General features: G+C 39.9%; 17 protein-coding genes. 5 read left to right on the forward strand and 12 right to left on the reverse strand.

What is annotated here, in order from left to right; translation table 11 throughout:
- Nucleotides 1-73 precede the first annotated feature (73 nt).
- The 10 genes from AC0L6R_RS00975 to pnuC all read right to left on the reverse strand — a co-directional run bounded on the left by AC0L6R_RS00975 (nt 74) and on the right by pnuC (nt 8698).
- Nucleotides 74-262, reverse strand: coding sequence for a hypothetical protein (locus AC0L6R_RS00975; RefSeq protein ID WP_473269493.1), 189 nt, complete (start codon nt 260-262; stop codon nt 74-76).
- 2 nt (nt 263-264) lie between these two features.
- Nucleotides 265-1689 (reverse strand): purine-cytosine permease family protein, encoded by a 1425-nt coding sequence (locus tag AC0L6R_RS00980; RefSeq protein WP_339864879.1) that lies wholly within the window; start codon nt 1687-1689, stop codon nt 265-267.
- Nucleotides 1690-2125: 436 nt separating this feature from the next.
- Nucleotides 2126-4264: a glycosyl hydrolase gene (locus tag AC0L6R_RS00985; RefSeq protein ID WP_473269495.1), complete on the reverse strand. Its 2139-nt coding sequence runs from the start codon at nt 4262-4264 to the stop codon at nt 2126-2128.
- Between the two features lie 14 nt (nt 4265-4278).
- Nucleotides 4279-4920, reverse strand: coding sequence for a glycosyl hydrolase (locus AC0L6R_RS00990; RefSeq protein ID WP_473269496.1), 642 nt, complete (start codon nt 4918-4920; stop codon nt 4279-4281).
- A complete protein-coding gene (locus AC0L6R_RS00995) occupies nt 4917-4994 on the reverse strand; it encodes a hypothetical protein (RefSeq protein WP_473269649.1) in 78 nt (25 codons plus the stop codon). The genes AC0L6R_RS00990 and AC0L6R_RS00995 overlap by 4 nt, the downstream gene beginning before the upstream one ends.
- Entirely contained in the window at nt 4987-5148 is a 162-nt protein-coding gene (locus AC0L6R_RS01000) for a hypothetical protein (protein ID WP_473269497.1), read from the reverse strand. The genes AC0L6R_RS00995 and AC0L6R_RS01000 overlap by 8 nt, the downstream gene beginning before the upstream one ends.
- A 168-nt stretch (nt 5149-5316) precedes the next feature.
- Nucleotides 5317-5631 (reverse strand): SGNH/GDSL hydrolase family protein, encoded by a 315-nt coding sequence (locus AC0L6R_RS01005; protein WP_473269498.1) that lies wholly within the window; start codon nt 5629-5631, stop codon nt 5317-5319.
- Nucleotides 5579-6802 carry an SGNH/GDSL hydrolase family protein gene (locus AC0L6R_RS01010; RefSeq protein ID WP_473269499.1) on the reverse strand — a complete coding sequence of 408 codons (1224 nt, stop codon included), beginning with the start codon at nt 6800-6802 and terminating at the stop codon, nt 5579-5581. Before AC0L6R_RS01010 ends, AC0L6R_RS01005 begins: the two co-directional genes overlap by 53 nt.
- A 218-nt stretch (nt 6803-7020) precedes the next feature.
- Nucleotides 7021-8094, reverse strand: coding sequence for an acyl-CoA dehydrogenase family protein (locus tag AC0L6R_RS01015; protein ID WP_473269500.1), 1074 nt, complete (start codon nt 8092-8094; stop codon nt 7021-7023).
- Entirely contained in the window at nt 8072-8698 is a 627-nt protein-coding gene (gene pnuC, locus AC0L6R_RS01020; protein ID WP_473269501.1) for a nicotinamide riboside transporter PnuC, read from the reverse strand. Before pnuC ends, AC0L6R_RS01015 begins: the two co-directional genes overlap by 23 nt.
- An 892-nt stretch (nt 8699-9590) precedes the next feature.
- Between pnuC and AC0L6R_RS01025 the strand changes: the two genes are divergently transcribed.
- From AC0L6R_RS01025 to AC0L6R_RS01045, 5 genes are all read left to right on the forward strand, one after another.
- Complete coding sequence (locus AC0L6R_RS01025; protein ID WP_473269502.1) at nt 9591-12638, forward strand: SusC/RagA family TonB-linked outer membrane protein; 3048 nt, start codon at nt 9591-9593, stop codon at nt 12636-12638.
- Between the two features lie 123 nt (nt 12639-12761).
- On the forward strand, nt 12762-13505 hold the full coding sequence (locus tag AC0L6R_RS01030; protein WP_473269503.1) for a RagB/SusD family nutrient uptake outer membrane protein: 744 nt from the start codon (nt 12762-12764) through the stop codon (nt 13503-13505).
- Nucleotides 13502-14386: a RagB/SusD family nutrient uptake outer membrane protein gene (locus AC0L6R_RS01035; protein WP_473269504.1), complete on the forward strand. Its 885-nt coding sequence runs from the start codon at nt 13502-13504 to the stop codon at nt 14384-14386. The genes AC0L6R_RS01030 and AC0L6R_RS01035 overlap by 4 nt, the downstream gene beginning before the upstream one ends.
- 658 nt (nt 14387-15044) lie before the next feature.
- Entirely contained in the window at nt 15045-15563 is a 519-nt protein-coding gene (locus AC0L6R_RS01040) for a sulfatase-like hydrolase/transferase (protein ID WP_473269505.1), read from the forward strand.
- Complete coding sequence (locus tag AC0L6R_RS01045) at nt 15476-16657, forward strand: sulfatase-like hydrolase/transferase (protein ID WP_473269506.1); 1182 nt, start codon at nt 15476-15478, stop codon at nt 16655-16657. Before AC0L6R_RS01040 ends, AC0L6R_RS01045 begins: the two co-directional genes overlap by 88 nt.
- Nucleotides 16658-16805: 148 nt before the next feature.
- Here AC0L6R_RS01045 and AC0L6R_RS01050 read toward each other — a convergent pair whose 3' ends face one another.
- Together AC0L6R_RS01050 and AC0L6R_RS01055 are read right to left on the reverse strand one after the other, a co-directional pair.
- Entirely contained in the window at nt 16806-19121 is a 2316-nt protein-coding gene (locus AC0L6R_RS01050; protein WP_473269507.1) for a DNA topoisomerase 3, read from the reverse strand.
- Nucleotides 19122-19665: 544 nt separating this feature from the next.
- Nucleotides 19666-21507, reverse strand: coding sequence for an outer membrane protein assembly factor BamB family protein (locus AC0L6R_RS01055; RefSeq protein WP_473269508.1), 1842 nt, complete (start codon nt 21505-21507; stop codon nt 19666-19668).
- Nucleotides 21508-21589: the final 82 nt, after the last annotated feature.

Consider the following 21589-nt stretch of genomic DNA (forward strand, 5'->3'; position numbering starts at 1 on the left):
GAGTTCACGCGGAGTACACAGAGTAATAGTGAATATATTTGATGTCTTGCTTTTCCAGAAGCTGGACTTTAATTCAACTTTCCACTTCTTCCTCTTCGGACTTATTCATCCAAAAAGAAGCAGTGCCAAACCAGATTATGGTGCCGATCAGCATCAGGGTTTTGGAAAGTTCAGGAGTAATGCTACCCTTCAAAACCAGAAAGGAAGGGATAAGTGTCAATGCTAAAGCAGCGAATGATATTATTTTTAGTATATTTTTCACAATCAGTAGGTTAAAGGAATAGTAGGAGAGACATTCGTTGATTTTTTCTGGATAGCTTTTGAAGCAATCAAGTAAACAACCACTGCTACGAACCAGCCAGGAAGTCCTAGGAAGAAGATTTCAACTCCTCCATAAATATTCAAACCTAAACAGAAAATGAGCGAGATGGCCCAAGTAATTCCTACTGCCGGATTGAAGTGGGATTTGGTCAATTCTGCATAGTTGCTGGCAAGTCCCATTTTTGGCAGGACAAATACATCTAAGAAAATCACGGCTCCAAGTGGCATCAAAATCAATCCATAAAGCGCAACAAACTCCAATAACTGCATTACCAAAGCGGGGAAGCAAGCAGCGATGGTTGTTATCAATCCTACAAACAAAGTCACTTTCCAGGTTTTCCATTTCGGATTGATAGATTGGATAGCGAGTCCAGCGCGGTATAAAGTTGGATTCGCAGTAGTCCAACCCGCGATCACTACGCAAACTGCGCCTGCTATTCCCGCTGCTTCATAAGCAATAGGGCCAGGAGCAAATACTAAACTGCCTTTTGACTCCAATAGGAAAAGAGAATACAAAATTCCAGAGGCCATCCAAGCTATGAAGTGGCCTAAGAAAACGCCTGTTGCAGATGAAAAGCCATAGGTCCATTTTTTTGCGTAGCGCAAAAGTGACATATCAGCCATACCTATATGCATGCCCATGTTACAAAACCAAGCAAAAAACATGATATGCCAGAAGGTGAATTTGCTTTGACCTTCTAAAGGAACTCCATTCCAAATTGTACTGTCTGCTACAGGCCAAAACTCAGAAAAAGAGGTGATTCCTAATCTAGGAAGTACGCCCACTGCTGCAGCGATAAAGATCATAATCATCCATGGTGCGGCGATATTGGCGAATTTTGATATCACGCCGAAGCCAAACATGGCTACAAAAGTAGTGATAGTACCAATCGCAAATACTGTGACAATCCAACCTACACTATTTGGATAGACATCGGTGAGAGAGGGCATAGGAAGATTGAAAGGAATTCCAACTGCTGTGGCTGAGACGGCTATCATAGAACCTGCCAGAAAGCAGAATAAAGCAGCGTTTACGACATTGTAAATCATGGTAAATCGATTTCCAGCAATTTTCTCCAATTGATAATACAATGTAGTTCTGGTCTTCACAGCTACTTTTCCTGTGAAAAATGCCCAGCTTAGAATGGCGAGAATATTTCCAACAATCAAACCACTCACCAGATCACCAGCAGAAGCTCCATGAGCTACGAAAAGTGGGCCTAATACAAACTCTGTTCCTGCGGTATGCTCACCGGCATAGGTTCCTATAAAGCTTTTCCAGCCTTTAAGCTTGTTTTTTGGAATGGGCGTGCGTTCGTATTCGTTTACAGCTTCGAGCCGTTGTTTAAGATTTTGTTTTTCAGACATTGATTTTCTTTTGGGCTTAAAGATGAAATTAGGTTAGAGGACAGTTTCATGTATCCTGTGCTATATGGGTAGGGAGTGCATTTAGTGTTTATTTTATATGATCATCAGCAATTATGTTATTCAACTTAGATTCTTTGCTTATCAGGTTGGAAGACCGAAGACTCCCGCAGTGGCGGGACAGGCAGAAGTGGCCTCAATTTTTAAGTATAACAGATCTAACATTGCTTTTGCCACCTTACTGGTAGAAAAGCGGATATACATAATTATATATCTGGTTTTGTTTAAATCAGCCTCCTAACTAAAAAGAACAATAAGTACTAGGGGAATTGATTAACTCTAGCTTTGAGGCTACTTCGGTCACCCGTCTTCGGTCTTCGAGCCAGTAAATCAAAGAAATTAGGGGAAATAACATCTTTGAGAATAATGATTTTCACATTTAATCAAATTCTGAAATCTGAATTTTTCCTTCTAATCCCGATGGCATAGTTTTCCAGTTACTGGCATCAAAGGGTTTGTAATCTATATTCACAAAGTTGATTTCGTGATAATTTCTCCATTCGATTCCATTTCTATCAAGATAGCGAATGCTATTAGCCATAAGGTTTGCAACTTCTATTTTGATTGAATTTTTGCCATTTTTCAATTGCTCGCTGACATCCAATTGGTACGGAATGCTCCAGATATTCCCTGCGTACTCTCCATTAATCCATATTTTAGCAGATTCATAGACCTTATCAATTGTCAATAAGTATTGCTTGCCTTCTAACTTTTTAAATTCAAATTCACTGGTATAGCTTGCCTGACCAGAGAAGTCATCCGCTTCTGCATCACTTGTACTTGTCCATGGTTTGATTGTTTCCATGGTTTGTGCTGCTGGTAGCTTTGGCTGGCCTTGGGTAAAGGTAAGTTTCCAGTTATTCGAAATGTTCGTGCTTTTTGATGATTGGGAATAGTCAGGCCAAGCAGGAATAGCTAAGTTTACTTTATCTTCAAAAGTCTTCAGAAAAATAGATTCCCCTGATTTTAAATAGATGGAAACAGTTGTGTTTTCTGAATTATATGTGGTAGGAAGTGTACCCGTTTTTCCGGTCAGTGGGTCCATTATCATCACTGTTCCTGCTTTCGCATTTAGAGAAATGCTTTGATAAATAGTATTTGCACTGTGATTTACCAAGAAATAATAGTTGCCACCAGCTACTTTTCTACGGATAAAATCAAGTCCAGAATCCACCAACTTTTCTCTGTTGATCTTTAAGCTTTCCAAAGCTGCACGAGAGTCTCTATTCAGAATGACCTGGCCTTTTCTAAAATTTACTTTTCCATCTTGAAATGCTATTGAAGCCCATAATGCATCAAATTCCGCTTGTTTTGACTTTTGGTCAGAATGATAGCCTGGGATTGATTTTGGCTTAGATTGAAAGATAACTTTCGCACCATTTTCAGCTAATTTTAAAATATCCTTCAATGTCTCCAAAGGCATAAACTCAGTCTCAGGAATGAGTAACACTTTCGCTGAGTTAGTAGGAGAGGTTTGAATGTGCCCATCTTTCACGGATGAATTTGCTATCATTTCATCCGAGATAAAATCGAGGGAATAACCTGCTTCCATTAAGCTTTTCGACTGCTTGTAAAACTCCGTTGGATGCAGCCATTCATCGACAGCATGAACCGTGATCATTTCCATTTTGCCCTTTGGCTCCGCCCAAACGTCGTAAACTGGCCAGTAAACCAGCAATTCATTGTCTGCTTGACCTGCTTGCAAAATGGCTTGTGATCTAGCGATGTAATCATTAAAGCCTTTAAAATGTGGCCAAAGACTGTTTTGTTGCGTCAGATTCAGCGATGCATAAAAAAGCCAACCTAGATAGGAGACATCTTCAGGACTGTAAGTGACCCCATGATAGAAAATGTGATTTACCCCTGCCAAAAACGCCTGCTCCACTTCAGGTTTCATCTGGGAAAAGGAAGATTTGAAATGCTCTCCCAACCATGTGAATGTCTCTGAGGAAACTAGGTTTTTGCCTGTCAAATGAGCTGCAGAAGAGGCGAACTTCAGCATAATAGGATCAGGATCTACATTTCTGATATCTGCGCTGTCTCTCCTCAGTCCAGGAATAGGGAAGTAGCTAGAGCCGAAAGTCTCACATTCCGGAATATCAACTGCGGCATAGAGATCAAGAAGGTTTCCCGGCGATCCATGTGCTTGATTTTTGGTGAGTTTGGATTGACTATGTGCCCAATCAGTCCAGTTCTTAGTAAAATTATTCAATAGGAGATCATTGATAGTTTCCCTATAATCGGACTTGACTCTTCGAACTAGCTCTGTGTTTTTCTCACTTTCTAGATACGGAAGAAATTCTTTCAAATCATATCCTCTTAGCTTCTGGAACTCTTCAAAAAGGTTGCCTGTATAATCCGCACCATAGACTTCAAAGCTGTCGTTATAAAAAGAACGGAAACCGTAATTCTTTCCTGCAAATGCCTTTTCAAAATATGAATTGTAAGAATCCACAGCAGGTTTACTGAAGTGATCTAGCGTGAATCCAACGCCGCCTGGAGCTGCGCGTTTTACCATTTGACCTGTTTTATCTAGAAAATAGCCTTGATCTGCCAAGCTCCGGCTTCGTTCCAATCAAGTTGCCCACTAGCATTTACATACGAGGTGATATCCTTTGCATTTAAGTTTTTGTCGTAAGCCATTACTGCTACAAGCTCAGCATCATATTGATTTTCTCTTTTCTTTTGGAATGTAATGGGAGTTGACAAAGGTTGACCATCTACCTTTTCATAATCCTGAATCACCATACGAGTTGCGGCATTCTCCACACTTACTTGGGGTCCACCATATGGCCAGCCCGTGCCTTGGGTCATATCAACTCCCATTCCAAGTGAATGAGCCTTCGTGACCGTAAAGTCTAACATGCTCAGCCAGTCTTCAGAAAGAAAGTCTATGTATCGATCTTCATAGCCCTTTGCGCCATAGATAGGAGCGATTTCCACACCGCCAAGTCCAGCTTCATTATACGTTTCCAGCAGTTTGGAGAGATTCTTTTCATCTACTGCATTTCCCATCCACCACCAGCGAGTCCAAGGTTTGGCAGTTTGTGTGATCTCAGGCCAATCGCTAGAAACGGGGGATTTTTGTTCTATTAGTTGAAAGCCAAAGAATAGTAAAATAGGGAAAAGTAGGAGCGAGTATCTTCGATTTTGAAAGCATAGAAAATTGATCATTCGAGGTCGAAAACGTTTGGAAGTTCGACAGAAACAGGAGAGTTGTCAGGATTAGTTTCCATGATATCAGCCATGTATTTCCACCAGCGTTGGATCGATCTCGGTACTTCCAAGATCCTGAGAATTTGCTTCTCCTGCTATTACCTGAAAGGCAAAAAGGTTAGAAGTTTCTCTATCCAAAAATATCTGATAATCAATGATTCCTGTGTCTTTGAGTAAAGTGACCAATTCAGGCCAGATCTCTCGATGTCTTCTTTCGTATTCTTCTTCGGAACCTTGGAATCAGTTTCATCCGAAAGGCTAGTTTTTGAGGGATTTTGGGTTGAGTTTGTACGTTACAAAAAAGAAAGGATTCGGCGTTATAGAATTAAAAGTTATTCATTTTTTAAGAAGTCTTTAAGTGCTATTCCGTTTAGACTTTCTATGGCATTTGCCGACAATTTTCGCATTCAATTTAGCTCCTGCTTCTATAGTATGTGTGTGATCGGTATCGTTAAAATAATGGGCTTTTACATATTCCTCACCCTGTTCATTATATTGATCAGCTACTAATTGATTGAGATCGATAAAGGCGGTTTCGGTATCTTCGGCAACTTGTTTTGCCCAAAGTCCATAATCATTTTCAGCAGTGACAACTTTGCCATCTTTCCAGCTATTTCTAGGAATTAGCGAGCAAACAATAGGAGTGACGCCTTGGGCTTTTGCTGCCAAAATCATCTGCCGTAAATACTGGCCATAGGAATAGACTGTTTCCTGACTTTTTTCGTGATTGGGTTGTAGATGTTTTCAGCTTCGAAACCAGCACTTTTGATTGTACCGCGAGCACGGGCTTCATCATCCAGCGGGCTTGAATCATTGTGACCAAATTGCATCGTATCAGGTAATCTCCCGGTTCCAATTTATCCAAAACCTTCTGCCACATGCCGTAAGTCTGAAAAGTACGGCTACTGGTGCCACCTAACGCATGGTTTTGCACTTTGATCTTTTCTCCATCAAAATACGGAGCGATAAAATCTCCCCATCCCCAAAGTCCTCCCGCGCCATCGCCTTGTCCATTTTTCACAGTAGAATCGCCAATTAGAAATAGCGTGGGCTTATCTTTTTTTAAATAATCTTTCAAATCGCAATCCTTCAGGTCCTTTAAACCTTGGGTAAGCGACCAAGCATTGATTCTTGCCCCAGCTTCATTGGTATGCGTGTGATCTCTTTCAAAAAGTCCTTTTACGACTTCCTGACCCCATTTGTCATATTGATCTGCAACTATTGAATTGAGGTCAATGAATGGAACGCCATGTCTTCTTGCTGCATCTTTGGCCCATTTCCCAAAGTCGTGATTGGCTCTTTCTACATCTCCATCCTGGAATTTATTGCGTGGAATCATGGATGCCACAATTGGAGTTGCGCCTTTAGCTTTGGTATCGGTGATGAACTTTTCAAGATACCAGCCATAGGTATGTACAGTTTCTTTTGTGCCTTCAGGCCAGGTGAGTTCCTTGGTTTCATCACCCATTCCACGTAGCACACCTCTATAACCAGCCTTTGTGGTATCAGGAACAGAACCTTCGTTATGACCAAATTGCATAATTACGTAGTCCCCAGGCTTTAAGGTTTCTAGAACTTTTTCCCATCTGCCTTCTTTGATAAAGGTTCGGGTACTTCTGCCAGCCATGGCTTGGTTGCTTACTTCAAGTCTTGTGCTATCAAAAAACTCCTGAAGTACATTTCCCCAACCTCGTTGCAAATTGCCTTCTCCACCATTTCTAACTGTAGAATCACCAATTAAGTAGAGAGTTTTCTTCTCATCTTTGTATTGATGAAAGGCAGTAAAAAGTAGTGCTAGAACAAGGATTGAAAAGGTTTTGAGGGCTGCTTTACTATTCATTTGTTAGAAGGGTTTGCAATAACAATCGCTGTTTTTTACTGACCCAATGTAAGGAAGAATAGTTGACCAACCTGCCTGTGCTTACCTTTTAAAGGTGTATTTGATCGAATTGCCTATAAATTTGATTGTAAACAGTTGAAACCTAAAAAGAAAATTCTCTGCACGAACCTGCGAAATAAATCTGAGCAGGTCTGCAAGAAAATGTCAGTTAACCTTGGCTAAAATGGAAATATCAGCAAGGCGTGCTGTCCCACAGTATTAAAATCACGCCATACCCGATTCAATTCTGTGTGAGTTTTTGCAGCTTCCAAACCAGAGAATGGATAAAGTTTCCCGCTTATCTCTCTGCACTGCTGGGTAAGTTTACGGCTGATTTTGCTGACTTTCTTTAATCTTGAATCAGAGATTCTGCCCTTTTGCTCCAGTTCTTCCCAAGATGAGTTCACTTGACTATAAAATTCATCTCTGAGTTTTTGAAGCTTTTTATCTTGTTTAGTTAGAAGATCTTGGAAGTAGTGAAGGTGTTTTTTATCATACTTTCTATACTCATGTCTTTTCCAGAAAGACTGTTCTATCAATTCTTTTAGGTGTTTGGAAATGCCTAGAATATTTGCCGCCAGTGTAGTTTCAGCAAATTGCAAAAATGGATATTGGTAAACTGAAGCTTTCAATTGAGCTTTGTTGGGAAGGATTTCAAAGCAGCGACTTAGAGGAACGCTTAAGTTCTCACATTTAAAAGCATGACTTCCGGTTGCGATCATTCCCATGTAATTCCAGCCGTCAAGAATCTCCACGTCTTTTCTATCCAATACAAAGGCTTTTACGACTGGCTTTCCTTTTTTATCGAGAAGCGCTTTTCCATTTTCATAAATCTCACAGTTTGCAGTAAGATGTGTGGCATGTAAAGCTCCCGAAGCGTAGGTCCAGCTTCCTGAAATCAAGTAGTTTTCTCCGATTTTATCGGCTTTTCCTCCTACAAAACCACTTCCAGCTAGACAGAGTTTTTCGTCAGGAAAAATGTCTTTGCGCACTGACTCATCCATAAATCCCACAAACCAAGCTGCGCCTGCGCATAGAGTCACGGTCCAGCCCAAACTTCCATCCAGCTTTGCCAATTTCTCTTCGATTTTTAGCGCTTCGGGTAAGGTGCATTCCAGGCCTCCTAGATCTTTTGGAACGAAAAGCTTAAAGTACTTTTTAGCATAAATTTCTTTCAGCCACTCTATTGGAAGCTGTCCCAATTTTTCTGCCTCCTGGGCAAGTTCCTGATTAAACAGTTTTGAGTTTTGCATTGGGTTGGTCCAGTTCTTTTTTCCAATCGAAGTAGCCGAAAATAGCTACGATGAAAAGGAAAATGGTAAGTAATGAGATTAAAATCAAGTCTTTATGGAAGAGCAAGGGAATGGCAATAATATTCGAAACGTTCAGCCAAATCCAATTTTCCAGCTTTCTTTTGGCCAAAAGCCACATACCAGCCCAGGCCGTTGAGGAAACAAAAGCATCTACTACAGGAACATCCGAATCTGTAAAAGTGGTCAGCATAAAATAAAGAAAGCCCCACCCCAGAATAGCGATTGCCCAAGTAATTTTCTGTTCTTTTGCCGTACTTCTGGAGATGGAGGAAGCTCCGCTGGCAGAGCGATTTTTCCACATAGTCCAGCCATAAATACTCATGACGAGGTAGTAGGCATGGAGTAAAGTTTCTGCATAGAGTTTGGCATCCACGAGCAGAAAGCCTGAACACAGAATTCCAATAATTCCAGCAGGGTAGAGTAGGACATTATTTTTGCGAGCAAGAAGCACTTCAGTGACTCCAAAACTCACAGCAATCCATTCCAGTAAACTGGTGGCTTTGATCTGCTCAGCGAGCAGACTCAGGTCAATAGCTAATAACATTTGAATAACGTTTTATGATTATTCAAAAAAGGGAGAACAGTAATCTAGTCCCTACGCCGGCATTACCCGGATCAGGTGCTCCCGATAAATCGGGATGGGTATGATCTCAGCCCGTAAATTTTAGGGCACCCCTTAATTGATGAGTCAAATATAGAATTATTATTTCGAGAGCTAGAAGATTTGATGTAGAAGCTGCTTGAATTTAATTATTTGTATATCTGATTTTCTAACAATAAGGAGGCAAAAGCAATGCAAGATATGGTACTAAGTAAGGGTCTTTCGTTAGAAAAAATATGTGCTATCGGTTGCACTTCAAATCTTATAATCCAATGAAAATAATCTCTACTTTTTATTCTAAACAAATACTCTCAAACTAGGAATCTACATTTCTATTAGGGTTGCCAAGTCAAAAACTCCAGTCTGAGCAATCCTTCTTTGAAACAAAAGGCCAAAAAAAATTGCTACGGTTTTTATGCATCCTTACAGTTTTTTTTAATAAAAGTGAGCGTAAAAGGTGCAATTGTGTGATTTTTCAAACTTTAAAAGAAGATTCGATTGATATTTTTTATTTAAAGTAGTTTATGGGAGGGCTAGATCTGCTCACTCTACCTAAACCACTTGAAAGCTAGATATTCTGTTAAACTAAGATTACTTAAAATTTCATTGGCTGAAATTGCTCTAGGCATTAGTTACTACTGGGAAAACTAAAAATAATTTGATTTTGATTTGGAGGCAAAAAAAATACGTGTTATAATGCAATCGATTGCGCAAACGATAGGGCGTAGTTTTAATTTTAACACTAAACCTAAATTTTATCATGGTACAAAATTTACCCAAAATTCCGCCGTCTCTAGAATCTCCTCCACGGAGTAATTCTTTAAAAAAATGGTATTTGGTATTCCTATTAGGAATTTGCTTTTCTATTTCAGGTTTTGCTCAGCAGACAGTTACCGGGACGATAATTTCATCAGATGATGGACTTGCTTTACCCGGTGTTTCAATTCTAATTAAGGGGACCACCACTGGAACCACGAGTGATGTTGATGGAAAGTATTCGTTATCTGTACCGGACGAAAAATCCGTATTAGTTTTTTCCTTTATTGGCTACAACTCTCAGGAAGAGGTGGTAGGATCAAGGTCAATTGTAGATGTTGAGCTTGGTGTAAACATCACCGAGCTGGAGTCTGTGGTAGTAGTAGGGTATGGTACACAAAAAAGAGCCGATGTAACAGGGGCTATTGCGGGAGTGGATAGTGAAATCATCACTGAAAGAGGAACTACTAGTGCTATTCAGTCTTTACAAGGAACAGTGGCTGGTGTTCAGGTCAGTAATAGCACAGGTCGATTAGGAGATGGTTTTAATATGACCATTCGTGGTAATAATTCACTTGCGGGTTCATCTCCGCTCTATGTAGTCGATGGAGTGATTACTAGTGGGATTGATTTTTTAAATCCAAATGATATTGAAAAAATAGAAGTATTAAAGGATGCGTCTTCGGCTGCTATCTACGGTTCTAGAGCTGCTGGTGGTGTAGTGATAGTACAAACTAAGACTGGAACCACATCACAAAATAAGACAAATGTTTCGTTCGAGACTTTTTACGGTGTGAAGACTCCTGCCAGATTGCCAGAAATGATGAGCTTGGAGCAATGGAGGGATTATCATTATGCTGCGTACTTGGGAACTACCAAAAATGGCGCTGGTATGACACCTGCTGATTATGAAAATGTGGTGATAGGGGGCTCAAATGCAGTCTTGAAGGAAAGATTTGATAATCTGGAAGGCTACGACTGGTATGATGGTGTGCTACAAAACGGTCTTCAGACAAACAGCCACCTATCTGTTTCGCATAGAAATGGTGCATCCACTTACAATTTGGGTATAGGTTATCAAAATGAAACTGGGAATTTGAAGAATGAGTCTTTAGATAAGTACACATTCAACATAAATATCAACCAAAGTATAAACGATAAGCTAACCGCTGGAGCGAATATGGCTTTTTCTTTTGGCACAAATCAAAGAGGGAGTAGCATAGCAATGCAGGAAGCATTTAGGCTAAATCCATTTTTAACTCCTTATGCAGTTGATGAAAATGGAAATGAGATAAGTGGAGAGCTCTTCCCACAGCCAGGTAAATTGACTTACCCTGATGGGTCATTTGCAGTAAATAAGACAAGTACATACAACCCCCTTTTGGAGATAGCCAATACAAGTGATGAGACACGCACTATACGTGGAGTTGGGAATGCTTTCTTACAATATGATGCATTAGAATGGTTAAGCTTGAAATCTACATTTTCTGTTGGATTGAATAATAATAGAAGAGGCTTATACTGGGGAGCAATGACCAATACTGGTATCAGCAATGGTAATTTACCATCTTCCGAACTGGAGTTTGTAGATAAATTGAATTACACTTGGGATAACCAACTTAATGTAAATCAAACTTTTGGTGATCATGCGTTCAACTTTCTTGCACTACAAAGCATTTTTGTGGATCGCACTGAAACTGCCTACATGGGCTCGACTCAGCAGCCTTTCGAAACAGAGTTTTACAATGTAGGATCAGGGTTACAATCTACTTATTCTTTAGGGAATTCATTTCGTAAGAATCAGTTAGCTTCTTTTGCTCTACGCTTAAATTATGCCTTAAAGGATAAATATCTAGTTACAGTTTCCAATAGATGGGATGGATCTTCTCTATTATCAGAAGGAAACAAGTGGCAATCTTTTCCTTCAGTTGCTTTAGGCTGGAGATTGAGTGAAGAGGACTTTTTGGTTAATTCCGGCACTGTTTCAGATTTGAAATTGAGAGCGGGATACGGCACAGTAGGTAACAACAACGTGGCTCCGTATACTACGGTAAATACACTGACCAATCAGACTTATTATGATTTTAATGGCACTACTGCTAATGGTTGGGTACAGAATTCACTTGCCAACAAATCCCTTACATGGGAGAAAACCACAGAAATTAATCTTGGTGTGGACTTTGGTTTTGCTAATAACCGCGTTACAGGTAGCATTGATTGGTATGATAGACTGTCTGACGAATTACTGGTAAGTCAAAAGCTTCCGCTGGAAATTGGTTTTAGTAACATCAGATCAAATGCTGCATCTGTGAAAAACACCGGGGTTGAGGTTATGTTGAATACAATAAATCTGGAAACCAACTTAGTGACTTGGTCCACCATGTTCACTTTTACCAAAAACACCAATACAATAGAATCTATTTATGGTCAATCTGAAACTGATGACGTAGGAAATGGCTGGTTCATTGGTGAGTCAATTGATTCACATTACAACTTTGTGTATGACGGCGTATGGCAAGCTAATGAAGATGCTGCCGCTTACAATCAGAAAGAAGGGGAGGCTAAAGTAGTTGACGTAAATAATGATGGAAAAATCAGTCCAAATGATGATAGAGTTATTTTAGGATCATCTAATCCTTCTTGGACAGGAGGATTGATTTCTAGACTACAAGTTGGTGCCTTTGATATGAATATTGCTTTGGCTACTCAACAAGGAGTTTTGGCTTTCAGTGATTTTCACAAAAATTTCACCGATGTGAAAGATAGAGGTAGACAAAAAGCAAATATCGGTGAGTTTTATGTTCCTGAAAACAGTGTAGGTGTACCTACTCAATATACCAATAAATATCCTCAGCCACGAGCAGAGGGCCAGTATTGGGGAAATGGAATAGCTTATTATAAGGATGCTTCATTTGTGAAAATCAATAACATATCCCTAGGCTATACCATTCCACAAAGCTTGCTAAGCAAGATCAATGTGCAGAGCCTGAGACTTTATGTAAATGTGCTCAATCCATTCACCTTCACAGATTACGATGGATGGGATCCGGAGTGGGCAGAGGCTTCCTTGGGCGTAGGGCGAGTGAGCAGCATAACTACCCAATTTGGTTTAAGCTTAAAGTTTTAAATAAAATAGATATGAAATCGAGCATGATGATAGACTCCACACAAGGGATGAATATCAGCTTCACGAGATCCTTCCGAGAATCGGGAAAGGCTATCTGACAATAAAAAAATCTATTATAAAGAGATGAAAAATATACTTTCAATTTTCGCAATAGCCCTTATTCTAGTCAACACAGGTTGTGCTGATTTTCTAGAAGAGGACAACAGATCAAATGTAACAGCTGAAGAATTTTATGCAACTGAAGAAGGGTATGCAGCATTGATCAATTCTAATTATTCGGCTTTGAGAAATATCTATGGAAAAGCTCCATGGATGTTTATGAGTGGTACTGACCTTTACGAAGAGGGCAGATCACCTGAACCGCAGGGTTTGAGCAAATACTCACAATTGAATTCCTCTTCAGAGGGTGTGGATTTCCTATATACTAATAGTTACAAAGCTATACAGTTAGCAAATACTGCCATCTATTATGCTGATAAGACTGCACCATCTCCAAACATTGCTCAGTATGTAGGAGAGGTGAGATTCCTAAGAGCCAATGCCTATTTTCTTCTTGTTCAATCTTATGGTGGAGTAGGGATAATCACTGATTTCATTGCGGAACCTATTCTCTCTTTTGACAGATCCTCAGCTGAAGAAGTCTATTCATTGATAATTTCTGAATTGGAAATAGCTATGAATGAAGTTTCTTCTGGGGATTACACCGGAAGAGTAAATAAAAGAGCAGTAGAAAACTTGTTAGCAAAAGTACACCTAACCCGAGCCTATGAGGATTTTGCTGCAAGCGATGATTTCGCAAAAGCTGCAAGTTATGCAGAGAATGTGATTGCTGGACAGGGTTTGAATTTGTCTTCAGAAGAACTATGACTCCTGGAAATGACATGAATGAAGAAGTGATCTTCTCCGTTCAGTTTAGTCCTGGATCTATCAGTTCAGATCCATCCGAAATTGGTAATCAACAGCAAAACTACAATGGGCCATATTTAGGAGGTTCTGAAGTAGCTGGGAATGCGCCATACAAGACCTATAATTTACTTCCAACTCGCTTTGCATTGGATTTATTCGAAGAAACTGACGAAAGATGGTATTCAACTTTCATGACAGAGATGTATGTCCGATACTATGACTATTATGATGTAGCTGATAAAAGCAGCTTGACAGTTCGAGATTTCTATGAACCAAGATGGTTTACTGCCCAAGACAGTATTGACTACATGGCTGCTCATCCTACGGCTATCTATCATTCCTACGGCACAACAGACCCGGTGGGTGGAATTATTTCTGGAGATAGAGCCACTATGATAGTGAAGAAATTTGATGATCCAAATTCACTTTTCGCAGGTTCAGGAAATGGCTCGAGCACCAGAGATTTCATAATTTCTAGATTGGCAGAAACTTACTTGGTTGCAGCAGAAGCCTATTTGGGTCTTGGGGAAGCAGCTAAAGGATTAGAAAAATTAAATGTAGTGAGACAAAGAGCAGGAGTGGCCGATGCAACGATGTCAGATTTTGACCTTGATTACATTCTTGACGAAAGAGCAAGAGAATTACTTGGTGAAAATCATCGTTGGTTTGATCTAAAGAGAACTGGTAAGTTGATTGAGCGGGCATCTGCTTACAATAGCTGGATCACACCTGCCAATTTCCAAGGCGCTGGTGGAAATCTGAAGATTCTCAGACCAATTCCTCAGGCAGCATTGGATTTGAACCAAAACAAGGATTTCCCACAAAATCCTGCGTACGATTGAGTTAATTGTTAAGGGGTTTATAATTAGAAAATCCGTACCAGTTGGTGCGGATTTTTTTTTAACCCAACAGCTAAGAAGTTATGTCATATCTCTTAATAAGAGATTGGAATTCAGGTTTCTGTACTTTTTGTTTAGTGCAACTTTGTGGGAATAAATGTGAGAGGATAATGATTTTAGACATGTATTTCGCTATTCTTAAAGAGATAAGTTTACTTTTTAAAAAACCTATCAATTGGTGTTTTACCATGGATTTTACCTATTGTTACTTATTTGAAAATTGGTTCAAACCGTAAAAAAATGCCAATTCGTATTAAATTAATGTGATTATCCGCAATGATGCCAGTTGCCTTAGATTCTCTGCTTATCTGGTCGGAAGACCGATTACCGAAGACTCCCGTACTAACGGGACAGGCTGAAGTGACCTCAATTATAATTTTGAGCAAATTCTAGATTGCTTTTCCCTTTTTACTGGTAGAAAAGCGGATATACATTTAAATTAATTCCTTGTGATAAAACTTTGAATTGGTATTTTATCGAAGGATATGGAAACAGGTATTAGAATTACTAACTCAAAGACCTTTGTTATACAGTAGGTTAGGTATTGGATAGCGTTATTTAAAAACATCATGTCCTTAAAAATTCAAAGACAACAACCCAAATGAAGAAATCTTCTCTAATTCTCTTTTTACTATTAGCCATTCAGCTAGCTGGAAAATCGCAGACAAATGAAAAGCGCCCCAATATACTTTTTGTCATCAGCGATGATCAATCTTTTGCCCATACGAGTTTTGAGGGAAGTCCTTTTGTTAATACACCAGCGTTTGACAGAGTAGCTTCTCAGGGGATTTACTTTAAGAATTGCATAGCAGGTTCGCCTGGCTGTGCACCTTCCAGAAGTGCTATCATCACAGGAAGACATCATTGGCAAAATGAGCAATCCGGTCAGCATGCAGCGCCATGGTTGAAGAAATATGTGCCCTTTGTGGATTTACTCAGTGCCAATGGATATGCTACAGGTAGGACTGGAAAAGGAGTTTCCCCATTTCAATATGCCCGAAATGAAACAGGATTCTACTTGGAGGGAAACCGATGCCCGCTGGAATTTCCCATAGTGAAATTCAGTATAAGGTTGGATCAGCCGATGATGTCCGTCCAAGTACTAAGGTTAGCAACTTGAATTATTTTGAGAATTTTAAATACTTCATGGAGAATGTGAAAGGTGAGAATCCTTTCTTTTTCTGGTTTGGGTCTACCGAACCGCATAGGGACTATGAATTGGATTCTTGGAAAAGAACTGATAAGAAATTGTCTGATGTGGAAGTTCCAGGCTTTTTCCCGGATAATGATGTCATCAGAGGAGATATGCTTGATTATGCTGTGGAGATCGAATGGTTTGATAATCACTTAAATCAGATGCTCAAATACCTTGAGGAAATTGGAGAACTTGAAAATACAATCATTATAGTCACTTCAGATAACGGAATGCCATTTCCAAGAGCTAAAGCCAATAGCTATGAATATGGAATACATGTGCCCTTAGCTGTCCGATATCCAAAACACTTTCCGGGAGGCCGCGTTGTAAATGACCTGATAGGATTTGCAGACCTTGCACCTACAATTCTTGAACTAGCAGGTACCAGCGATGTGGGTATGATGCCTATTACAGGTAAAAGTATAGTCCCTATTTTGGAGTCTACAAAAGAGGGTGTAGTAGATGAATCCAGTAAATATGCTTTTTCTGGGAGAGAAAGACATTCTTCATCCCGATATCTAAATTGGGGATATCCTCAGCGTGCAATTAGAAGTGAAGACTTTTTGTTGATTTGGAATATAAAACCGGATCGCTGGCCCGCTGGAGCTCCCCAACGAATCAAATCTGGTACAGCTAATGAGTTGTTGCCTATGTATGGTGTGGATGAGCAGGGAGTTTACCATGATGGTTGGGCCTTTACCGATACCGATGATAGCCCTACTAAAACTTACCTTATAGAAAATAGATTAGAAAATGATGTGAATCTATTCTTTAGGTTAGCACATGACAAAAGGCCGGAATATGAATTGTTTGATATAAAGAAGGATCCTGATAATCTTACTAATCTAATAGGAGATATTCGTTTTGAAAATGTTGAAAAGGAATTGAAAATGGCACTTTTAGAAGAATTGGTGAAAACTGCTGATCCAAGAGTCGTTGGCGAGGACAAAGAAGTATTTGATTCCTATCTTAGGTATAGTCCTATGCGGGAATTTCCAGCACCAGGAAGTGAGAATTAGGGGGAGAATTGGTGTGTTATTAAGCATTACAATGCGGAAAAGGGGGGGGCGAATGGACTGTAAATGGAGTTTTATCTTATAATTGAGTACGTGCAAAGAGAGGGAGATTTAGACTACAAACCACCCGAAATATCACTAAATCAATGGTTTAAGACATAATACTCTTCTTCAGTAAAGAAGTGACTAACTCTACGGTTAATGGTTCGTTGTTTGCTTTTTCCCGGAGGGTGTCAAATGAGTATCTAAAGTCACATCCTTCTTTGTAGGCACTGCATCCATACGCTGATTTTCCTCTTATGATTGTTCCCTTCTTACACAATGGACAGGGAATTATTGGCGGAGTTTTTTTGGCAGGGGCGTCGTTGACTACTTTCTTTTCTTCCAAAACGAGCTGAAATGAGTCATTGAAACGTACCAATCCTTCTTTTGCTCCTGCAGACGTTTTAAATCCTTTCAAGTTGACAGTAGAGCCTTTCTGGAGCAAACGTAAGTATTGATTCTCTGAAATATTCTTTCCTTCGAAGGAAAAAGGAAGTAGAAAGTCGCATCCATTTTTATAGGCGCTACATCCGTAACTGGCTTTTCCTTTTAAAAGTGATCCAAGCTTGCATTTAGGGCAAGTCTGTCCCACGAGTGTAGTCGCAGTTTTTGATTTTTCTTTTTCCTTTTCAGCAACCTTGGTTTCAGCTGGTTGAGAAATTACAGCATAGTTTCGCTCGTTAAGAACTTCGTATACCAAATGCTCCACCATTTTTTTCATATTCTTTACAAAGGAACCTGCGTTGAAATTCCCTTTTTCTATTTCCTTCAATTGTTTTTCCCACTGTCCTGTCAATTCTGCAGAGGTCAGCAGTTCGTTTTTAATGATTTCTATCAACTGTACACCTGTTGCTGTGGGCAAAATTTGCTTTTTATTCCGCTCTATGTATTGTCGCCTAAACAGGGTTTCAATAATATTTGCCCGGGTGGAAGGTCGACCAATGCCATTCTCCTTCATTAATTCCCGCAACTCTTCATCATCCACTTGTTTACCGGCAGTTTCCATCCCTCTCAACAAAGTAGCTTCGGTGTAGTGCTTCGGTGCCTTGGTTTCTTTTTCCAGAAAAGTTGGCTCATGCGGCCCTTTTTCTCCTTTTTTAAATATCGGGAGCTCGTCTTTCTCTTTTTTGGCTTTCCCATCGGTAGTTTCAAAAACAACCTTCCAGCCTTTTTCCAAGATTACTTTTCCTGTAGTTTTAAAAGGAACGGTATCCACCTTTCCTAGGACTATGGTATTGTCCACCGAACAGTCATTATAAAACACTGCAATAAATCGCCTAGCAATAATATCATAAACCTTGAGGTGATTCCCATGCAAATTGCTTTGCATACCGGTAGGGATGATGGCATGATGATCTGTTACTTTTTTATCATTAAATACCTTAGTGGACTTTTTTAACTTTTTGCCCAAAAGCGGTTGGGTCAAAGAGGTGTAATTCGTTAACTTTTCTAGGATTCCAGGTGCTTTGGGGTAAATGTCATTTGGTAAAAAAGTGGTATCTACCCTGGGGTAAGTGATTACTTTTTGTTCATAGAGTTGCTGGGCTATTTTGAGTGTTTCGTCTGCAGAAAGCCCAAATTTGGTATTGCAATACACCTGCAGTCCTGTCAAATCAAACAGCTTAGGTGCATATTCCTTCCCCTTTTTCTTTTCTATGGAAACCACTTCGAAGTCATGTTCTTTGACTACCTTGGCAAATGCCTCCCCATCTTCTTTCTTTAGAAATTTCCCCTCTTCATAGGCAAAGGTTGTTTCTCTATAAACCGTCTGTAACTCCCAATAAGGTTGTGGCTGGAAATTTTGAATTTCCTTAAATCGGTTAACAATCATAGCCAGGGTAGGCGTTTGCACTCTTCCTATGGATAGTACCTGTTTGTATCCACCATGTTTCACGGTGTACAAGCGTGTGGCATTTATTCCTAGTAGCCAATCGCCTATGGCTCTGGAAAACCCGGCGTAGTATAAATTGTCATACTTAGACGAAGGTTGCAATTTCTCGAAGCCTTCCTTGATAGCTTCTGTTGTCAACGATGAAATCCATAAACGTTTGACTTCCCCTTTATACTTCGCTTGTTCAATTACCCATCGCTGAATCAGTTCTCCCTCTTGGCCAGCATCGCCACAGTTGATCACAAGTGTGGCAGAGTCAAATAGTTTTTTTACAACGTTGAATTGCTTTTGGATTCCTGGGTTATTAACGATTTTAGTTTTGAACTTTTCCGGAAGCATGGGAAGGTGGCTGAGGCTCCAACTCTTCCAAAAGGGTTCATAATCGTTAGGCTCAAATAGGGTGCAAAAATGTCCGAAAGTATAGGTTACACAATATCCATTTCCTTCATAGTACCCATCATGTCTGGTATTAGCTCCAAGAACTGAGGCGATTTCACGGGCCACACTAGGTTTTTCAGCAATGCAAACGATCATCAGGAGCAAAACTAGTAAAAATAGGGTAGGGTCAACGGTCTGATGGAGCAATCAACTTCCAAGAATTGAATTAAGGTCTGTAAACCATACTGTTAAATATTGTGTATTTAACTCATTATTCGAAATCTAATTTTACTGACTGCAGAAGGCATCGGATGTGCTTTTGATAAGCCTTATAATTAACCGTATTGGTTCAATTCATATGAATACAAAGGCAGCTTTTGGAAATGAATAATATGATTATCTGCAAAGATGCCAGTCACCTTAGATTTTTTGCTTATCAGGAAGGAAGGCTGATGTCAGAAGCGGCCTCAATTCCTAAGTTTTACCTATTCTTTTCTGCTTTTGACTCCATACTGGGACAAAAGCGGCTAATGATATTGAATAATTATCAGGAAGCATTTGAAACGGGTTTTTATCGTGGATTGAAATGTGTTTTTTGAAAAGCTGAGCGACTACCTGACTGGGGTTGATTTATTGATGGATCTAATGAAAGACCTGCGTTAGTGAAGTGAATAGGAGGCTGTAAATGGAGCATTAATCCTTAAGGGACAAACTCCAACCACTCCACTTTTCCATCCATTGTAGCTACTACCAAGGAATGCTCAGATACTACATTTACGGTATTTGCCATTGAGTTATCAATTTTATGTGCCCAGTTGGTAGTTTGGGTTGTTGGATTGATGCTATATACTGTGCTGTTCTTTGTGCCAAAATATACCATACCATCTTTTTCCACCAACATAGAAGGTACGTGCTCATACCCAAAGCCAGCATCCATTCTCCAAGCGACTTGGGATTTTTCCCGGCTCGTAGGGTACGCGACAATTTCATCATTCATTGTTTTACCGTATATCCACTTTTTATCTTCAGAAATACCTATTGATTCACGGACTGTCGCCTCATTACTTCGCCATAGTTCGTCACCAGTATGCACATCCAAGGAAGTTAGGTAACGGTCTGGGGCGACGATGAATACGGTGCCATTTGCAGCAACCGGTATGCACATGGCAGGGGAGTACATTCGGTTGGGTGAACCATTATTCCAGCTCCATTTGAGATCTCCGGTCTGTTGATCCAGAGCATAGAGGTTTTTGTCCCAAGCACCAAAAATTACCAGGCCATCAGATAACAAAGGTTTGCTGACTACAGCACCTTGGATACCTTCGAACTCCCACTTAACGCTACCGCTTGCAGCATCCAGCGCTCTGAATTTACCATCACTTCCACCTATGTAAACTACATCTTTCTGAATAATAGGGGATCCCAAAACTGCAGAACCTGTAGTTGCCTTCCATTTTAAGTTTCCATTGGCTGAATTCAAGGCATAGATGTTCCCATCGCCGGATCCAAATATGACTAAATCTTCGAAGGCAGAAGGGGAAGAAAAGATGCCTCCATTGGTTTGAAAAGACCAGTTAACTTGACCTGTTCCTGCATCCAATGCTTCAAACTTGCCCAGGCTGTTACCGAAAAATACTTTTCCATCCTTTACTAAAGGAGTTGAAATAACATTCGCAGAAGAATGATAACTCCATTTCGATTTTACCTTAGGATATTGCTCATTGATACTATAATCTGGCCTAGGATCGGTAGTTGAATCTTCGTAGTTTCTTGTATTTAGCGCTATTTCTCTCCAAGGATCCTGGGTTTTTACTCCAGGTGTTCTTTCAGAGAAAAAGGCAGTATCATCGGTGATTTCAACAATAGTATATCCCCCGATTTCATCTTTGGCCCGCAGGTTTGATCTCCCCATAGCTCCAGGAATTCCTTCAAAATTCAAGGCTTTATTTGCATGGCCATGACCACAGATGGAGAATTGAGTATTGTGCTGTTTTAATCGGTCTGTCATCTCAAACCAGTTGTCCAAGCTGTTGTTTAGTGGATAATGGTTTGCATTAATGATAGGCTGATTAGCTGGAGTGGCATTTAGCACAGAATCCAACCAAACGACTGCATCTCTCGGTATGTGGCCGTCCGACATACGGACGTAAGGACCAGAAGCAGTTCCTATGAACTTGAATCCTTTGTGCTCAAAGGCGAATTTGTCGTAACCAAAAGTAGTGATAAAACTTACTCCTCCGGATTCTGACCATCCTGTATCGTGATTCCCTGGAATTACATAGTAGGGGATGGCTAGCTCATCCAATAATTTCTTGGCGGTAGTAATTTCTTCATTAGTACCCATTTCGGTAATGTCACCAGTGACAATTGCAAAATCCATGTTTCCTAAAGAATTGATATCCGAGACCGTTCTTTTCAAATCCTCTTCTGCAACTCCGTTAGGAGAACCAATGTGCGTGTCCGAAATGAATGCAAACTTAAAATCTTGAGCTTGAGCGATATCAAATTTTAATAGGAAAAGGAGAATGAGTATTTTCTTCATGGAAAATGTACTTTATGATGAATTGTTAGCTAAAAAAATGTCCTTCTTTCGTTGATTGAAAGAAGGACATGTATTATTTAAT

The organism is Algoriphagus sp. 10J20-15 (assembly GCF_055809615.1).